The 15,741-nt window shown below is 48.9% G+C and carries 10 protein-coding genes; all 10 read right to left on the reverse strand.

Translation table 11 applies throughout. The features are described 5' to 3' along the window. Positions 1–10 precede the first annotated feature (10 nt). A complete protein-coding gene (locus AABK39_RS14810; RefSeq protein WP_338392121.1) occupies positions 11–1,450 on the reverse strand; it encodes a RagB/SusD family nutrient uptake outer membrane protein in 1,440 nt (479 codons plus the stop codon). Positions 1,451–1,453: 3 nt separating this feature from the next. Further along, the gene (locus AABK39_RS14815; RefSeq protein ID WP_338392122.1) at positions 1,454–4,627 is read right to left on the reverse strand and encodes a SusC/RagA family TonB-linked outer membrane protein; all 3,174 of its coding nucleotides are present in this window, start codon (positions 4,625–4,627) and stop codon (positions 1,454–1,456) included. A gap of 26 nt (positions 4,628–4,653) precedes the next feature. Next, positions 4,654–6,834: a fasciclin domain-containing protein gene (locus tag AABK39_RS14820; protein ID WP_338392123.1), complete on the reverse strand. Its 2,181-nt coding sequence runs from the start codon at positions 6,832–6,834 to the stop codon at positions 4,654–4,656. Between the two features lie 681 nt (positions 6,835–7,515). After that, positions 7,516–8,709 (reverse strand): FecR family protein, encoded by a 1,194-nt coding sequence (locus tag AABK39_RS14825; protein ID WP_338392124.1) that lies wholly within the window; start codon positions 8,707–8,709, stop codon positions 7,516–7,518. Between the two features lie 48 nt (positions 8,710–8,757). Continuing rightward, positions 8,758–9,342 carry an RNA polymerase sigma-70 factor gene (locus AABK39_RS14830; protein ID WP_338392125.1) on the reverse strand — a complete coding sequence of 195 codons (585 nt, stop codon included), beginning with the start codon at positions 9,340–9,342 and terminating at the stop codon, positions 8,758–8,760. Between the two features lie 798 nt (positions 9,343–10,140). Next, positions 10,141–10,758: a DUF1684 domain-containing protein gene (locus AABK39_RS14835; RefSeq protein ID WP_338392126.1), complete on the reverse strand. Its 618-nt coding sequence runs from the start codon at positions 10,756–10,758 to the stop codon at positions 10,141–10,143. A gap of 10 nt (positions 10,759–10,768) precedes the next feature. Then, positions 10,769–11,617 carry a hypothetical protein gene (locus AABK39_RS14840; RefSeq protein WP_338392127.1) on the reverse strand — a complete coding sequence of 283 codons (849 nt, stop codon included), beginning with the start codon at positions 11,615–11,617 and terminating at the stop codon, positions 10,769–10,771. 36 nt (positions 11,618–11,653) lie between these two features. Continuing rightward, on the reverse strand, positions 11,654–13,690 hold the full coding sequence (locus AABK39_RS14845) for a M3 family metallopeptidase (protein ID WP_338392128.1): 2,037 nt from the start codon (positions 13,688–13,690) through the stop codon (positions 11,654–11,656). Between the two features lie 182 nt (positions 13,691–13,872). After that, positions 13,873–14,757, reverse strand: a complete 885-nt coding sequence (locus AABK39_RS14850; RefSeq protein WP_338392129.1) for a hypothetical protein — start codon at positions 14,755–14,757, stop codon at positions 13,873–13,875. Between the two features lie 301 nt (positions 14,758–15,058). After that, on the reverse strand, positions 15,059–15,709 hold the full coding sequence (locus AABK39_RS14855; protein ID WP_338392130.1) for an NAD(P)H-dependent oxidoreductase: 651 nt from the start codon (positions 15,707–15,709) through the stop codon (positions 15,059–15,061). Between the last annotated feature and the right edge of the window lie 32 nt (positions 15,710–15,741).

The following is a 15,741-nucleotide window of genomic DNA, read 5'->3' on the forward strand; positions in this document are numbered from 1 at the left end:
AAATCCAAGATTATTCATAGTAAGGATTTTGTTCGAGTAGGTTGTTGCTCCTGACCTCATCGTAGTGGATAGGCAGGTAATGACTCATCGGGTCGGAAAGCAAACTGATCCAGCGCGCCTGCTCCGTCGGGTCGACGTTGGCGGTGAGAACGCTGATCAGCAAATCTTGGCGAGAATAGTCCCGGCGCTTGGAGAAGCGCAGAATGTCGAACCAACGCTTGCCTTCGTAAGCGAACTCCATGGAGCGCTCGGCCAGCAAGACGTCCTCGGCTTCGCGCAGGTTTCCGTTAAAGATCTTCGGTCCGAGGCCAGCGCGTTCACGCACTTTGTTAAGCTCCTGCTGGGCACCGAAAAAGTCGCCTTTCTCCACCAAAGCTTCGGCTTTCATCAACAAAATATCGGCGTAGCGGTAGACTACCCAATTGGCTCCCTCATCCTCGTAGTTGCTTCCCAAAGCGTATTTCCCGACCAATAGGCCTTCTTCGGAAGCGCCCAAGGCCAGTATTCTTCTTGGATCTCCATCCTCGTATTGATCAAAAATCACTGGACTGCCGAATACCCTCGGCAACAGATCCTTACGACCGAACAGGTTTTTGAAATCGTTACGCTGCCCGCCGTCCTTATGGAACTGCAGTTCGAAAATTCCCTCGTGCGTATTTCCTTCCTCGAAAATGATATCCATACGATCACCGTCGATCAGAGTATGCGACGAACGGTTGATAACCTTGTCGCACATCGAAAGGGCTTTGTCGTATTGTTCGTCCCAAAGGTAAACATCGGCGAGAAGAGCCTGCACGGCCGCTTTCGTAGCCCAACCTTTGTTGAACTCGATGACCTCAAAACCTTGGTTTACGTAACGTTCTGCCCATTCCAAATCTTTGATGATTTGGTCAAGCACCACACGCTGTTCGCTTTTTGGAAGGAACAAATCCACGTCGTCGGTATCGGTGGGATCCAAGTAAAGCGGCACATCACGGAAAGTGCGCAACAGGTAGAAGTAAGAGAGCGAGCGAATAAAATACGCCTCGGCCTCAAAGGCCCGGAGCTCTTTCGTGGTAAGCGAGCGGTCGGAAGTACGAACCTGCGGAGCGTATTTGAGCACCGTGTTGGCGTAGTTGATCGCCTTGTATATTCCGCCCCAAGCGTTGACGCTGTTCTTCGGCAAAACCTCCAAACGCATCAGCTTCGAATAGTCCTTGGTACGCTCGTCGTCGTCTTTAGCTCCGGGAGCCAAAGATCCCGAACGGATTTCGCCCCACAGAAATAGAGTATTCGCTTGCGAAGCCAGTTGTTCATACGAACCGTTCAACGCGTTTCGGATATCTTCCTTGGATTTCCAGTACTCCTCCAGCGTGATATCGTTCTCCGGACTGACATCCAGCCACTCGTTGCAAGAGGCCGTGGCCAACAAAGTCAGCGCGGCCAGAAAAATGTTGAAAAATCTTTTCATCGCTTAGAAAATTACGGTCAGACCCATCGTGTACGTGCGGCTAGGCGGCGTGGTGGCGTTGTCGATTCCGAAGAAGAACGGATCCGTTCCCAACGGCACCTCGGGGTCCTGTCCGGTGTAGTTCGTGAAAGTGTACAGGTTGTAGGCGGTGAAAAATACCGAAAGGTCGCTCAGGCTGTATTTGCGCAACCACTTTTTGTCGAAGCGGTAATTGAACGAGAGGTTCTTCCAACGCAAATAAGAGCCATTTTCCACGAAACGATCTGACCCGAGCCAGTTGTAACCGTCGCTGAACACGGCGCGCGGAATGTCGGTATCGTCGCCCGGGAACCTCCACCGGCGCATTGTGGCCGTACTTTGGTTGTCGGTGTTGTACATGTTTTCGGATTTCATCCTCGACATGTTGACGATATCCTGCCCAACTCTGTAATGGAAATTAGAACTGACACTCAAGCCTTTGTATTGCACCCGAACACCGAATCCGCCTGTAAACTCCGGATTACTGGATCCGAGGAACACCACGTCACTTTCATCGATAAAACCGTCGTAATTACGGTCGCCGTAGATGGCGTCGCCACCTTGGAACACGTAATTGGAACCTTTCATCATCATGCGCATCGGCTTGCCGGTGTTCTGGTCTATCACCACTTCGCCGAATTTGTCGTATACCACGGCGTCCTCGTTCCTTTTGTAAACGCCTTTGTAAGTGTAGCCGTAGAATCCGCCTATCGGGTCGCCTTCGGAAATATGGGTGGCGTAGTTGCCGTTCTCCAACAAGTTGCCCCGCTCAAGACGGAAATTGTCGGGAACTTCCTCCACGGTGTTAATGTTTTTGGAGATATTGAACTGAAGATTGACTCTCCAATCCTTGGTTTTGTAGACTTCGCCACGCAATGAAAGCTCTATACCTTTGTTATCCAAGCCTCCTTGGTTACGGGTCAAAGCGCTGTAGCCTGTAGCTGTAGGAAGTTCCAACGTCCAAAGCAAGTCCGTAGACGTTTTTCGGTATACATCGAATTCCATATGCAAGCGGTTGTCGAACAACGCGGACTCAAAACCGAGGTTATATTGCACCACTTTTTCCCAGCGCAGATTATTGAGCTTTACGTTTGACGGGTACACATTCGGTTGGAACATATACTGCGAGCCCGTCTTGTAGATACTGTAATGCGAATTGCCTGACGGCGCGCGACCATTTACTCCGTAACTACCACGGATCTTGATATCGTTGACCCACATTACTTCGCTCAAGAAATCCTCTTCCGAAATACGCCAAGCAGCGCTAGCGAAGGGAAACATACCCCATTTGGTGCCGTCACCAAAGTTGGAACTTGCGTCTACCCTTGCTCCACCGCCTAAAATATAGCGGTCTTTCCATTTATAATGACCGTTCAATACGGCGCCCATACTACGGCTACGTCCGTTGCTGGAAGACAGCGCGTTGACACGTCCTCCGCCAGCTCCGGGATCGTCAAAATACTGGGACGGCAATCCGCCCGCCGTGGCCGAATAGCTTGAGCTCCTGGACTCGCGGGTTTGCCACTGACCCAAAACCGTAAGCTGATGGTCCGCACCGAGATTCGGCGTATAGATCAGCTTAGTGAGCGTTTGGGTCGTAAAAATATCCGACGACCCTTCCGATGACTTATTGATGCCACTCTCATTCATATAAGCGTTTGAGGCGGCTTCGGGCATAAACAGCTTTGTCCGGCCGTTTACCAAGTCGAACGACAGGTTGGATGTCAAAGTCAAATAATCCGTAATGCTGTAATTAACCCTAAACACCGATCGCAAGCGGTTTTCGAGATAAGAGTGACGAGCCTCGTTCAGTACCGCCACCGGGTTGTACATTCCACGGCCTTGGTAAGCTTCGGCGCGCGGATCCAAAAAATAACGGTCCGAACGCACGCCCAAAGTGTCGTATTCGTAAACGCTTTGGTTCGGCATTTTCCGGTAAGCCAATGATCGCTCGTTTCCGTAGTAGCTTCTTTGGTTATCCGAACGGGTGTATGAGAAATCGGAACTTACCACCAAACGGGTCGATACCGTATAGTCCAAATTGGAACGGAAAGTCAAACGTTGGAGGCCTGTGCCCGTGGTCGTTCCTTCTTGGTCAAAATAACCGAGGCCGACACGGTACCGCGCTTTTTCGCCACCGCCGGTAAGCGACACGTTGTGCTCTCCGCTCGTTCCCATCTGGGTTATCTCGTCGAGCCAATCCGTGTTTTGGCTATAGTTGTAGTAATATTCCCACGTTTCATCGTAGTTTAGTTCGGGGAAGTTGTCTCCCGTCTTGCCAGCGTTTCTGTTAAAGCGCGCTTCTTTCTGCAACGTCACGTAATCGCCACCGCTGAGCATCGGAACGGGATCCGGCTGTACGGACACGAAAGACTTGTAACTGTAGCGAAGCTGAGGCTTCATTTTCCGGCCACGGCGCGTAGTGATCTGGATAATACCGTTGGCGGCTTTCGCTCCCCAAATGGCGGCCGAAGCGGCGTCTTTAAGAATCTCCACCGTCTCTATATCGTCCGGGGCGATGGAAAGCATGGCACCGTAATCGCGGTTATCGGCCGAGTTGAAGTCGAAATCATTGTCGATCTGGACATCGTAGGGCAAACCGTCAAGGATAATCAGCGGTTCGCGGTCGCCGTTTATCGTGGCCGTACCGCGGATACGGATCTGCATACCCGCACCAGGATCGCCGGAAACGGCCGTGATATCTACACCGCTTATCTGCCCCTGCAACATTTCATCCACAGAAGCCACAGGAAGGGCGTCCAAATCATCAAGCTTCACTTGGCTGATGGCGGTCGCCTTATCCCGGATAGCGATAAAGCCATCGCTGGTAAAGCGCTCGCCTTGTACCGTCACCACTTCCAGCTCGGTATTTTCCTCCCGCATTCCGATGTCTATCTTCGAGCTTCCGTTTACGGGTTGCATTATCCTTTTATAGCCTACGGAAGTAAACTGCAGTTTGGAGTTGTTTTCCGTCAGTTTGATCATGTAGAAGCCGTTAAGGTCGGTGACCACACCGTGCACAAAACGTTCTTCCTGATCCACCTCGACCACCGTTACGCCGGGGAGGCCTTCCCCGGTTTTGGCGTCTTTTACGTAACCTTGGACCAATTGCCCCTTTTGCGCCACAGCGGAAAAGGACCAAAGGAAAGCCAAGGCCATAAACATTATAGTTTTGTTAAATGAATTCATTCGCCAACCAGAATATTGTCGATAAGTTGTATTGTGCCTTCGGAGAGAAGAAGATTACTGAAACGCTCGTCCTCTATTACCCGCGCTTCGTTGCCGGAAAGGTCCGTGAAACGAAGGTCGCCGGGGGCGTTCGTCACGTTAATCTTACGATATACTTTCCTTTTGATCTCCTGCTTGGTATCAAGCCTTCCTGAAAAATCGCCATCTGAATAGACCGCCTTGTTTTGCACAAAGAAATAGGCCAGGAAACTGCGCAGTTTTTCCAAATCTTGGGGAATCTTGTCGCGATTGGCCTCTATGGCTTCGTTTGTCGGAACCAAAACGGTCATCTCTTCCTGACCGGCCAACAAGCTGACAAAGCCTTTCTTTAACAGGCCGGCATTCTCCAATAATTTGCGGAACTCCTTGTACTCGTCGATATCCTCATTGGCCAACAAATCCGATATGGTTCTCTTCGGACGCCACAAGACATCGTCAATCTCATAGAACGTTCCATTATATCCGCGTTCGTCCTTGCCCAAAATCTGGACTGGCTTCGTGTCGTTCAGTTCATAGTTGCCTCCGGCAATAAGGTTTCCGTCCTTAATGGCCAGATAACGGCCCGGGCTCAGTGTTCTGGCGAAATATCTGGTCTGTAGGTCCTGCACATCTTTTCCGGATACTAAGTGTAATTCCACAAAGTCCCGCAAATCGCTGTCACTCATTGTCCTCGTTTCGCCCAAAAATGGATCGGTATAGCTGAACTTCTCCTTTTCCTCGTCATATTCGAAACCATGCTTCCTCATCGTTTCGTCGGATGGAATAAACGCCGTAGACATAATCTCCGGGTCCATTACCCGAGCCACGACTTGGTTTTTGGTAACCGCCTCTACCCGATTGACGATCTTGAGCATAAACGAATACTTCGGATCAAAAACCAAAGGCTTGGTAACGGACTTGAAAAGTCTGGGAGCCAATACGGTATTGATTTCGTAGATCACCGCATTGTTGCAGAAATCCGTGGAGAGCACGTTCGACTTTTCCAGCGACAACAGCTCCAAATTACCTCCCACAAACAGTCCCAATTCCGAAGGCCTAAGCCAGTGATTTGTGCGGTCACGCACGGAGAGACAGTGATTTTTCAACAAAACCTTGATCGCATCGTCCGGAATATCGCTGATAGAACCGTAAAAGCCCGGCGTCACAAATTCGCTTTCCAGATAATTGGTCAGCACTTCCGAATTAGGAATCGTGGCGTTGTTGACCATACTGAGGTAATAACCGTATTTGGTTGACATGAAAATGTCTTTGGCTATCCAGTCAAGATCATGCGAACCGTAGGTTTTGGTAAACAACGAATCCTTAACCTCCCCAAGTTGCTCGTTTGTAGCGGCGGAATTGAAACTGTAGCGCGCAAAACGGTTTAGCAATTCGTAAAAAGTAGCGAACTCCTCACGCTCTGCCAGAATAGTCTCCAAAGGTTCCGCTACGGGAAGTACCCGGTCGAGGACATGGTAAAAACCGTTCAGCGATTTTTGGTCGGGACGCAAAGCTATCGCGTCTCCGGCGTTAAATCCCGTAAACTTGCTGTCGGGAAAAACGAAATTGTAATCGTCCTCCTCCAAAATGCCCGAATCCGGATGGAAATAGAAAATCGGGAGATAGGCCTCCTGTCTGGCGATTTTCTTTACGGTGCCGTTTTCGGGGTCTGTCGTAGGAAACGGCAAAGGGGAATAAATGGTCTGTAGCTTGAAACGGTGATAGTCATTGCCACTGCTCCCGAAACCTTCCTCGCCTTTGATCTCGCCCCACTTTTTACCTCCTGATCTGTTCAGGCGTTTCATCTGGTCCCACGACATCATATTACGCACCACATGGGAATTGACAAGCATCCGTAGCGTCTCTTCTGGAAGTTCGCTCACGTCACTCACCCCATGGACATCGTTCAAATATTTAAGCATCCCCTCGTCCGTAGGGGGAAAAATAGTGTAGGCGCTCCGTTCCAAGTCTTCGCGTTTGCCTATCAGGTCGATAGCCTTCACAAACTGGGAAAGGTCTCCTTGTTTTTCCATGGCCAAGACTATCCTGTCACCCAAGGTGCCGGGAATGTCGTAATGATCGACGTCGTCGTTACAGCCATAGAGCAAAAGCAAGAACAGCAAAGCCGCTTGCCTTAACGGGTAAAAATTTTTTTTCATAGAAAATAAGCAATTAGGTGGCGCATACGGCCATTGGTAAGCGTACGGAAGCACGCGTAAAAAGGAAATCGAAAACGGAAAACGGCATCTTCCCCACGGATAAAAATCATACAACCTAACCGAATCCGAATATCGGATCAAATAGTAATAGCCTCCGCCTAATGCGGAAGCGGCAGAATAAATGTCATCGGAATGAAAAAGCTCTGGTTACCGGCGCCCCGTATGGCAAGGAGACCCGAAACCTGTAATTTCATCACATGAAAATCATTCGAACAAAGGGAAAACGGATCCTTTCTTCCCGATATTCAAAAAACTTTAGGGCAACGCTCTATCCAAGAGGTATCCCTATTTGAAAATGAAAATGTAGCTGTCAACGCATAGGCTTTGGTTTAGGTTTGAAAAAAGATTAAGTACAGGGCGCTACCGCAACCCGGCAGGTATACTCCAACACAAGGAAAGAGCATAAGGCCTAACGCTATACTACCCGAAAGCAGCACGCGAAGGCCCAAGCCTGCCTATATCCGCCGGGCTTCCGTCCGAAGCCCAGCCTCCGTTTAAATTCTTTATGACACACCGCAGAACCAACCAAAAGGGCATACGCTACCCGTTGGCGCAAACGACTCGCTCCAAAAACATCAGGAAAAATCAGAAGGTACTAGCCCGCAACTATTCTTCCGCCCTTCACTTAAGATACAAACGCGTTCTGTTGTCCGTAAAGACATACTCCAAGTCTTCCGACTGGCCCAGGACACGCAACAATTCGGAGACATCGTTTCCTGAGAATGTCCCCGTTAGTTTTACGTCCAACAGACGTTTGTTTTCGCACACTATTTTAAGTCCATAAAAACTTTCAATCTCCGGTATCATCTCGCCCAAAGTCTTTCCTCCACAATCCAAGGTCACCTTTCCAGTAACGCGTTTCCACTCCAGGTTTTTCCACTCCAAAGTACCTGTCGAGAGTTCTACACGCTCGCCTCTTCTTACGACACTCTGGCCGGGCTTAAGCCTAAATTCCTTGCCCGTATCCGTAAAGCGGACCAAAACGGAACCTTCAAGCAAACTAACTGCCTGTTCCTGTGAATTTTCACGGGCACGAACTCTAAAAACTGTCCCCAAAACGTTCACCTCTCCGCTTTCCGTCAGTACGGAGAACGGTCTGGAAGCGTCTTTGGTCACCTCAAACTCCGCTTCGCCATTCAAAGCCACAGTTCGGTTCTTCGGACCGAAACGTTTTGGATAAACCAAAGCGCTACCGCCTCCAAGCAACACCCGTGAACCGTCGGAAAGATAAAGCACCAAACGCTCACCTTCGGGCACAACGGCTTTGTGCATCAGCTCCGACCCAAAAGCGTCACGATGCCCGTCACCGTAAAAAACCGTATCGGAACTGTGTTTTAAACCCGCCAGATCAATGCCTTTGGCTGGCAACGGGAATAACTTGTGCCCGCCTCCGTGTTCATAAATCCCGAAACTGTCCGAAACCGCCAAATTGTAATCGGAATATTCCTTTTCGGAATCACCGCTCAAAAATGAATAACTCAGGGCGAATAAAACAAGAACCGAAGCTGCCATCGAACCCCAAAAAGCATTAGTTTTCCAAATGGACACAACCGCTTTCTCTGGCTTTTTACCAATAACGCTTTGTCTCTTTCTGGATTCGGTACGCTGGCGCAAAGATTCCGTTCCTCCTTTGTCTGCGAAAACACCGGACAAAACCTCGGCTCCGGCTCTGGTTTGGCGAAGTAACACTCTACGCCTCTCCACCGTTACCTTAAATTCCGGATCTTCTTTACACCACTGTTCTACCATGGCCACCTCTTCTTCGGTAGCCTCCTGAAACAAGTATCGGGTCAATATCAGTTCTCGTTCTTCCATGCCTCACAGAATACGTCAAGCAAACCCCGGTCTTACCCTAGCTCTGTTTTAAAAAAAATTAAAAAAAAGTTCTCCGCTAGTTTTTCTAATCACCTCCACGGCCATCAAAAGCCCCACCAGCTCCACACCTTTACTCATCAAATGTGTCCTAATCTTGGAGAGAGCTTTGGTTATATGCCCTTCCACGGCCTTGACCGAGACCCCCAATTCCTTGGCGATCTCCTTATTGCCCAAGCCTGAAAAACGACTCATCTCGAAAACCTCACGGCAACGCTCCGGCAAATTGTCAATTGCCTTGTCCAACTCACCGTAAAGCTCCTTGTAAGCGTAAAGCTGGTTCACCTGATCTTCCGAAAAAGTACCGGTACGGATAGTTTCGGCCTCATACTTTCTCCTGACCTCTCGCCGGTTCAGACAATTCGCGGATTTATAAAGTACCGACCGAAACAGATAACCCCGGAGTTTGTCCTCTTCCGCCGGTTTAGTCCCTTTCTCCCACATATCCATAAATACCTCGTCCACCAGCTCCTGCGCCTCCTCGCTATTCTTCACAAGGCGATAGGAATACGCACAAAGCCTACCGTAGTAGGTTCCGTACATTCGCTCAAACTCTAACTCCGTCAGCTTTTCCATCTACACGAAAGGTAAATATGAAAACAACATCCAACATAAATTCACAACTGCCCGGAAAAATTGGCAAAAAGACGCCGCCAAAAACCAAAGACAGACACAATAACAACAGCCTTAAACAGAAGGCCTTAATAAACAGGAAACTCCGACGCAAGAACACTCTCAAACCCCAAAAATAGCGAAGTGCCAAACAACGTTGAAATTATCCTTTTCAAAGTAACTCATACCGTTTAAAACAACAAAACAAAGTGATACATAATAGCGAACATTTGAACCGGGTGTTTCAAAAAAGAAACGAACAAAAGTCTACAACCCAATATTCACCCTATAAAATACACGAATACACTTTTCGATCCTCCCCTTACTCTCTATATACACTCAAAAGAGACAATATACATCTACACTCTCCTTATTTTTAAAATGAAAAACCAATCTATGATTTTTAAAATAGCCTCAAATATAAGACAACTCTCAAACTACACTATTCCGTAAGAATTTTCGGTTGAAAATCCACCACAACACTATCTTTAGGTATAATTACCTGTTCAAGCCAAGGATTAAAACATATTGCCAAAACCAAATCCAATTCGTATACACATACGAATATGACTAACCGAGATTCTCCAGAAACTAAGCTTCACAAAACTCCAAAAACAAAAAATCCCTGACAGCACCGCACCGTCAAGGACTTTTGGTTAAAGCTTTTTCGCTATGACAAACTTTATGTCTTTAGCATTCCAGAACAAAAACAGCCAGTAAGATTGCCAACAAACAAGCCTAAACAATATTCTTCAGAATAACTCAATGATCGTCGGGCGCGGCCATACCCGCCGGAATCGCCACCGGCAAACGGTTGGCCTTTGGCGGTACCGGACAACTGTAGCGATTATTATAAGCGCAATATGGATTGTACGCCTTATTGAAATCGAGAATCAACGAGCCACCATGCTCAGGTATCTCCAAATCCAGATAACGACCGCCACCGTAGCTCGTGTCGCCGTTGGTTTTATCCGTAAAAGGGACAAACAGACTGGAGGTGCGCTTGCGGAAATCCGCAGGCTGGTAGGCTTCCAAAGTCAAGCTCTTGCCGTCAAGCGTAAAATACAACTTTCCGAAGCGCACGTACTCACGCACTTTGCCGTCGGAAGTACGCACACGCAGGCGCTTATACTGTTCGTCTTTCACAAGCTTGGCCTGAAGGCGGTATTCCAGATTGATCGGAAAAAATGCCAAGCCTTTGAAGCTTTCTCGGTCTTTCACCGCCAAAGGCGATTTCTTCGGATCCGCATAGGTTCTGTTCCAAGCCTGCTGGTAAGCTTTTATTTCCGCTATTTCCTTTTCCTTGGCGGTGTCTTGGGCTTTTGAAACCAAGCCCGCCAAGAGTAGGGCGGTTGTTAGTATTAGGTTTTTTATCTTCATATTTCTTCGGTTAAGATCCTTCCTGATATTCCTCCAAACTCTTAATCCGGGCCGAATAACCGCCCTTTTCCGTCGGACTCACTTTCAGACTAATGCGAGCGCCCCCTTCCATATACGTACGTTTGAGCTTGAAGGTGAAAGAAATACTGTCGGCACCTGGCTCCACCCCCACTATATCGTCAAGGTTTCCTTCGTCTGACAAAAGTTCGAAATAAGGGTACGGACTTCCGGTTGTAAATTCCGTCCTTTCCTCTTTTACCAAACCGAAATAATCCGAAGCCGGCACTTCCAAAACCATCGGCTTACGGCTAAAGCAACCTACCAGCTCGCCTTCATGCGCCACATCAATCCCGTAATACAATGTGCGCCAAACCGTAAAATCCTTTCCGCCCACCACAAAGCTGGTATCGGCGTCAACTCTATAGACATTCCGGCCGTCGAGCCAGATTTTCTCATCCGCCAATCCGACTTGAACCAGATTGAACGCGTTGCAAATATCGGCTTCTTTCCCCTCGTGGCTGTAAAGACTATCGGAAACGGCCAATACCCGAACCGGACGGCCATCCAGATCATTACGGGTGACCAAAGGCTTTAAGTCTTCGCCATACTGCGCCACCGCTTGTCCGATCACAAACGCCCTTTTTGTTTCCTTCTTAAAGCTCAATGCCGGCCCGGTAATCTTTGGAATTTTGGGCTTTTCGGGAACAGTAGCTTTTTCAACAGCTTTCGTTATCGTCTTTTTCTTTTCCGCAGTCTCCGCCTTCACTTTGGCTTTCGAAGGTTTTTCATTCGTATTCTGGGTTCGGCTACCGCAAGAGACAAGCAAAGCCAAAACGACACAGGAAAGAAGCCTTTTCATAAGAGTTTATTTAGGTTGAAAAATTTGATGGTCGTATCAATCCAATCCCCTCCGCTCCAACAGTGGCCCGATCTCCGGATCGCAACCGCGGAAACGGCGGTAAAGCGTCATCGGATCTTCGGTCCCTCCTTTCTCAAGGATATTTTTCCGGAAAGACTCGGCCGTTTCGGCATTGAAAAGACCCGTTTCCTTAAAGCGCCCGAAAGCGTCGGCGTCCAACAGCTCCGCCCAAATGTAGCTGTAATATCCGGACGAATACCCTCCGTAGAAAATATGACTAAAATACGTACTGCGATAACGCGAAATAATCTGCGGCATCAGCCCGATACCGTCCAGTGTCCGCTTTTCAAATTCGGCGACATCTCTCGGCGCATCGTCTTCCAGCGTATGCCAAGCCATATCCAGATACGAGGCCGCAAGATATTCCACCGTAGCGAAGCCTTGGTTGAACTTCGATGCCTCGTCCATTTTGCGAAGCATTTCCTCCGGTATCGGCTTGTCCGTTTTGTAATGGCGGGCAATCTCCCCCAACACTTCCGGCGCCGAAGCCCAATTCTCCAAAATCTGCGAAGGCAGTTCCACAAAATCCCGGGGCACCGCCGTGCCGGAAAGGCTCTTGTACTCACACTCCGACAACAGGCCATGCAGAGCGTGACCGAATTCATGGTAAAGCGTGTTCACCTCTTCAAAACTAAGCAAGGCGGGCGCATCGCCGACCGGCTTGGTAAAATTGCAAACCACGGAAATCAACGGCAACACGGCTCCGCTCTTTGCGCCGGACTGTTTGCGGAAGCTCGTCATCCAAGCGCCGGCCCGTTTGCTGGCTCTCGGGAAAAGGTCCATATACAGCAAACCAAGCGTTTTGCCTCCGGCCTCGGTCACTTCAAATACTTCCGCTTCGGTATGGTATACCGGAATATCCGAACGCTGTTCGAAACCCAAGCCGAACAGCTTGCCGGCCACGGAAAACAATCCGCTCCGCATGCGTTCCAACTCGAAATACGGACGCAAAGCCTCCTCGTCCAGCTCGTATTTTTCTTTCTTTAGTTTTTCAGCGTAATACCACCAATCCCACGGTTCCAAAACGTAATCGTGGCCCTCGCCCTCAATCATCGCCTGCATTTCGCTAGCCTCGTCTTTGGCCCTGCGCAAAGCCGGCGTCCAAAGACGATCCAGCAAACCGAGGACATTGGCGGGAGTTTTGGCCATGCTTTTTTCCAAAACATAATCGGCGTGGGTAGCGTAGCCCAACAGCTTCGCGCGACGAACCCGCAAAGAGGCCATCCGGGAAACGTTGGTTTTGTTGTCCCGTTCGTTGCCGTTATCTCCACGGTTGACGTAAGCCTTGAACATCCGCTTGCGCAATTCCCTTCGCCGGGAATATTGCAAAAACGGAATCAGACTCGGGTGATGCAACGTAAAAAGCCAGCCCCCGTCCCTTCCCGATTTTTGGGCTTCCTCTCGGGCCGTAATAACGACGGCTTCCGGCAGTCCGGCCAAGTCCTCTTTCCGGTCCAAAAACAGCTCGAAAGCGTTGGTTTCGCCCAAAACGTTTTCCCCAAACTTGAGCGACAACACGGAAAGCTCCTCGTTTATTTTGCGCAATTCCGCCTGTCGTTCTCTGGAAAGCTCCGCTCCGTTACGGGCAAAGCTCTTGTAAGTCTCTTCCAGCAAAGTATTTTCCTCCACCGAAAGATCCAAAGTCTCCCGATTATCATAAACCGACTTTACCCTGCCAAACAAAGTGGCATTCAGGCTAATATCATCACGGTGCTCGGAAAGTTTCGGTGCCAGCACCGAAGCCAAGGCCTGCATTTCCGGGTTGGTATCGGCGGAAAGCAAGGGCTGGAACACTGAGCTCACACGGTCAAGCAAAGCCCCGCTCCGTTCCAAAGCCTCCACGGTATTGGAAAAAGTAGGCGAATCCGGATTTTCGACAATTGCGCTTACCTCGGCTCGTTGCGCCTCCATTCCCCGCTCAAAAGCCGGCAGGTAATGCTCCAATTCAATCTCGCCGAAAGGCGGAACGCCAAACGGAGTATCGTATTCTTCCAAAAACGGATTTTTCATCATCGGTATCTTTATCGGCGGCGGTTCGCCGTATTTTTTCGAATTAAAAGAGGAAGTTACGGGATTTTGGAGCGGATTTCCAGCCAGGGAAATAGAGACAAACACTAAATCTCGTTCGAACTACTACCCAAACAAAAAAGCCCCCCGAAATCGGAAGGCTTTTTTCCAAAGAAAACGAAGCAACCTCACACATAAGCCTTCAACTTACTCCCCTCACCTTTTTTCGGAATTAGATGAGGCAAGCCGACATTGGAAGGAATAATATACTTGTAATTCGGTATTACCGGAGCGTTGTTTAGCCTATGGCGAATCTCTTTTATACAGTCCTTCGCCCTGTTGATTTTGGTTCTGCCGTCGTAGTTTTCTTTCAAAAACTCGATCTTTTCGGCAGGCAGTTTCATGCTTTTTGCTTTCTTCAATAGAAATTTATATGTAGGTCGGTGACAAATAAACCGGTTGACCAAAAGCTTTTCGAAGTGCTCGCCGAAGTCATGCCGTTGCTGGCCGAACAGCATTTCGTAATTGATAAATGTCTTTATAGTGCGCTCGTAGTGGATTTTGTCCACAAGCTTATCCTCACCAATTCCCACTCCCAATTCCGTAAACACATATACGCTTCCGTTCAGCTTCAGGCTCAAATCACCGAGCACTTTCTTGCTTCTCAACATCGCGTGCGCCACATCCACAAACGAGGCATCCTCCTTGAAGCAGCGCTCCTTAAAACGGGCGATCGCATGGGCCGTCAATGTATTGAGCATCTGTTTGGGCGAATCCAAATCGGTAAGGTAATGTAGGCGGTACCTCCGGCTTTCCTGCGCTTTGAAAATCGGCGTCCAAGTATTGTAAGCTCCCACAAACTGAACATAAAGGTAATAACGCCCGTGGTTAAAATGCCGGTGACGGCGCTCCAACGTTTTGCAATAACGGCTTACCTTATTGCGTTTCAGTTCGTTCTGAAACTTTAGTAGACCGTCAAGCTCCAAATCGTCCACATAATCCGACAATTCGCAAACTAGATCGTACCTCTCTTTGGCGCTGAGGTTTGGGGTCAAGATTCTCGGTTTTTTCATCAGAAAGACACTTATGTTCGCCTTCCCCGAATTCCATCAAATCATTCGCTTCACTTATCCTTTTTTGGCTTCCTCAATTCGGTATCAAGACTAGAACGGTTAAACAAAACCACCCGATAAGGGCGGAAACACAATCTTGAAGAATCAAAATTCAGGCCTGAAGGGAAGATTCCGGGAAAAAAATCGCAAACGGATAAACAAAAGCGCCAAAAACCGGTTCGCTGTCTTCCGTAAAAACGAAAAACGCTCCCGAAGGAGCGTCTTTATGTATGTAAACAAGGAGTATTCTTCAACATCAGGATCAGATCTCAATGATCACGTCCTCTGTTGCGCGACGCACTTTCTTGAGGCCAGCGTAAGCGTCGTCCTCGGCACGGTAGCCTACAGGAACAACCAACACGGAATTCAGGCCTTTTTCCTCAAGACCGAGAATCTCGTCATAAGCCACAGGATTAAAACCTTCCATCGGGCAAGCGTCGATTCCCAACACGGCCGCCGAAGTAAGCAAATTGCCCAAAGCGATGTAAAGTTGTTTGGTCATCCAAGCCGAAGCCGTGGCCTCGTCAAAATTACCCACAAAGCCTTTCATCATTTCAGAATACTCGCCCAAAGCCTCTACCGGAAGGTTACGCGTCTCGGCGATCTCGGCGATAAAGCGGTCAACGTCACCAGCATCGATAGTCGACTGACGGCACAGCACAATCAGGTGCGAAGCGTCCGCAACCTGTTGCTGGTTCCAAGAATGCTCCACCAAACTCTGGCGGATTTCAGGATTCTTCACCACTACGAATTTCCAAGCCTGTAAACCGAACGAAGAAGGCGTCAAACGCAAGGCTTCAAGCAGGGTTTCCACTTGCTCGTCGCTAAGTTTTTTCTCGGCGTCAAATTTCTTAACGGCATAACGCCAGTTCAATTTCTCGATCAGGTTTACGGTAGTTTCTGTCAAACTCATTGTTTTAGGTATTTTAAACAGAATGAACGTTC

It is taken from the genome of Fulvitalea axinellae, assembly GCF_036492835.1.
Lineage (GTDB): Bacteria > Bacteroidota > Bacteroidia > Cytophagales > Cyclobacteriaceae > Fulvitalea > Fulvitalea axinellae.

Coding starts and splice junctions, on each gene's coding strand:
- AABK39_RS14820 (WP_338392123.1), bottom strand. CDS start 6,834: ATGAAAAAAAATTTTTACCCGTTAAGGCAAGCGGCTTTGCTGTTCTTG.
- AABK39_RS14845 (WP_338392128.1), bottom strand. CDS start 13,690: ATGATGAAAAATCCGTTTTTGGAAGAATACGATACTCCGTTTGGCGTT.
- AABK39_RS14815 (WP_338392122.1), bottom strand. CDS start 4,627: ATGGCCTTGGCTTTCCTTTGGTCCTTTTCCGCTGTGGCGCAAAAGGGG.
- AABK39_RS14840 (WP_338392127.1), bottom strand. CDS start 11,617: ATGAAAAGGCTTCTTTCCTGTGTCGTTTTGGCTTTGCTTGTCTCTTGC.
- AABK39_RS14855 (WP_338392130.1), bottom strand. CDS start 15,709: ATGAGTTTGACAGAAACTACCGTAAACCTGATCGAGAAATTGAACTGG.
- AABK39_RS14830 (WP_338392125.1), bottom strand. CDS start 9,342: ATGGAAAAGCTGACGGAGTTAGAGTTTGAGCGAATGTACGGAACCTAC.
- AABK39_RS14825 (WP_338392124.1), bottom strand. CDS start 8,709: ATGGAAGAACGAGAACTGATATTGACCCGATACTTGTTTCAGGAGGCT.
- AABK39_RS14835 (WP_338392126.1), bottom strand. CDS start 10,758: ATGAAGATAAAAAACCTAATACTAACAACCGCCCTACTCTTGGCGGGC.
- AABK39_RS14850 (WP_338392129.1), bottom strand. CDS start 14,757: ATGAAAAAACCGAGAATCTTGACCCCAAACCTCAGCGCCAAAGAGAGG.
- AABK39_RS14810 (WP_338392121.1), bottom strand. CDS start 1,450: ATGAAAAGATTTTTCAACATTTTTCTGGCCGCGCTGACTTTGTTGGCC.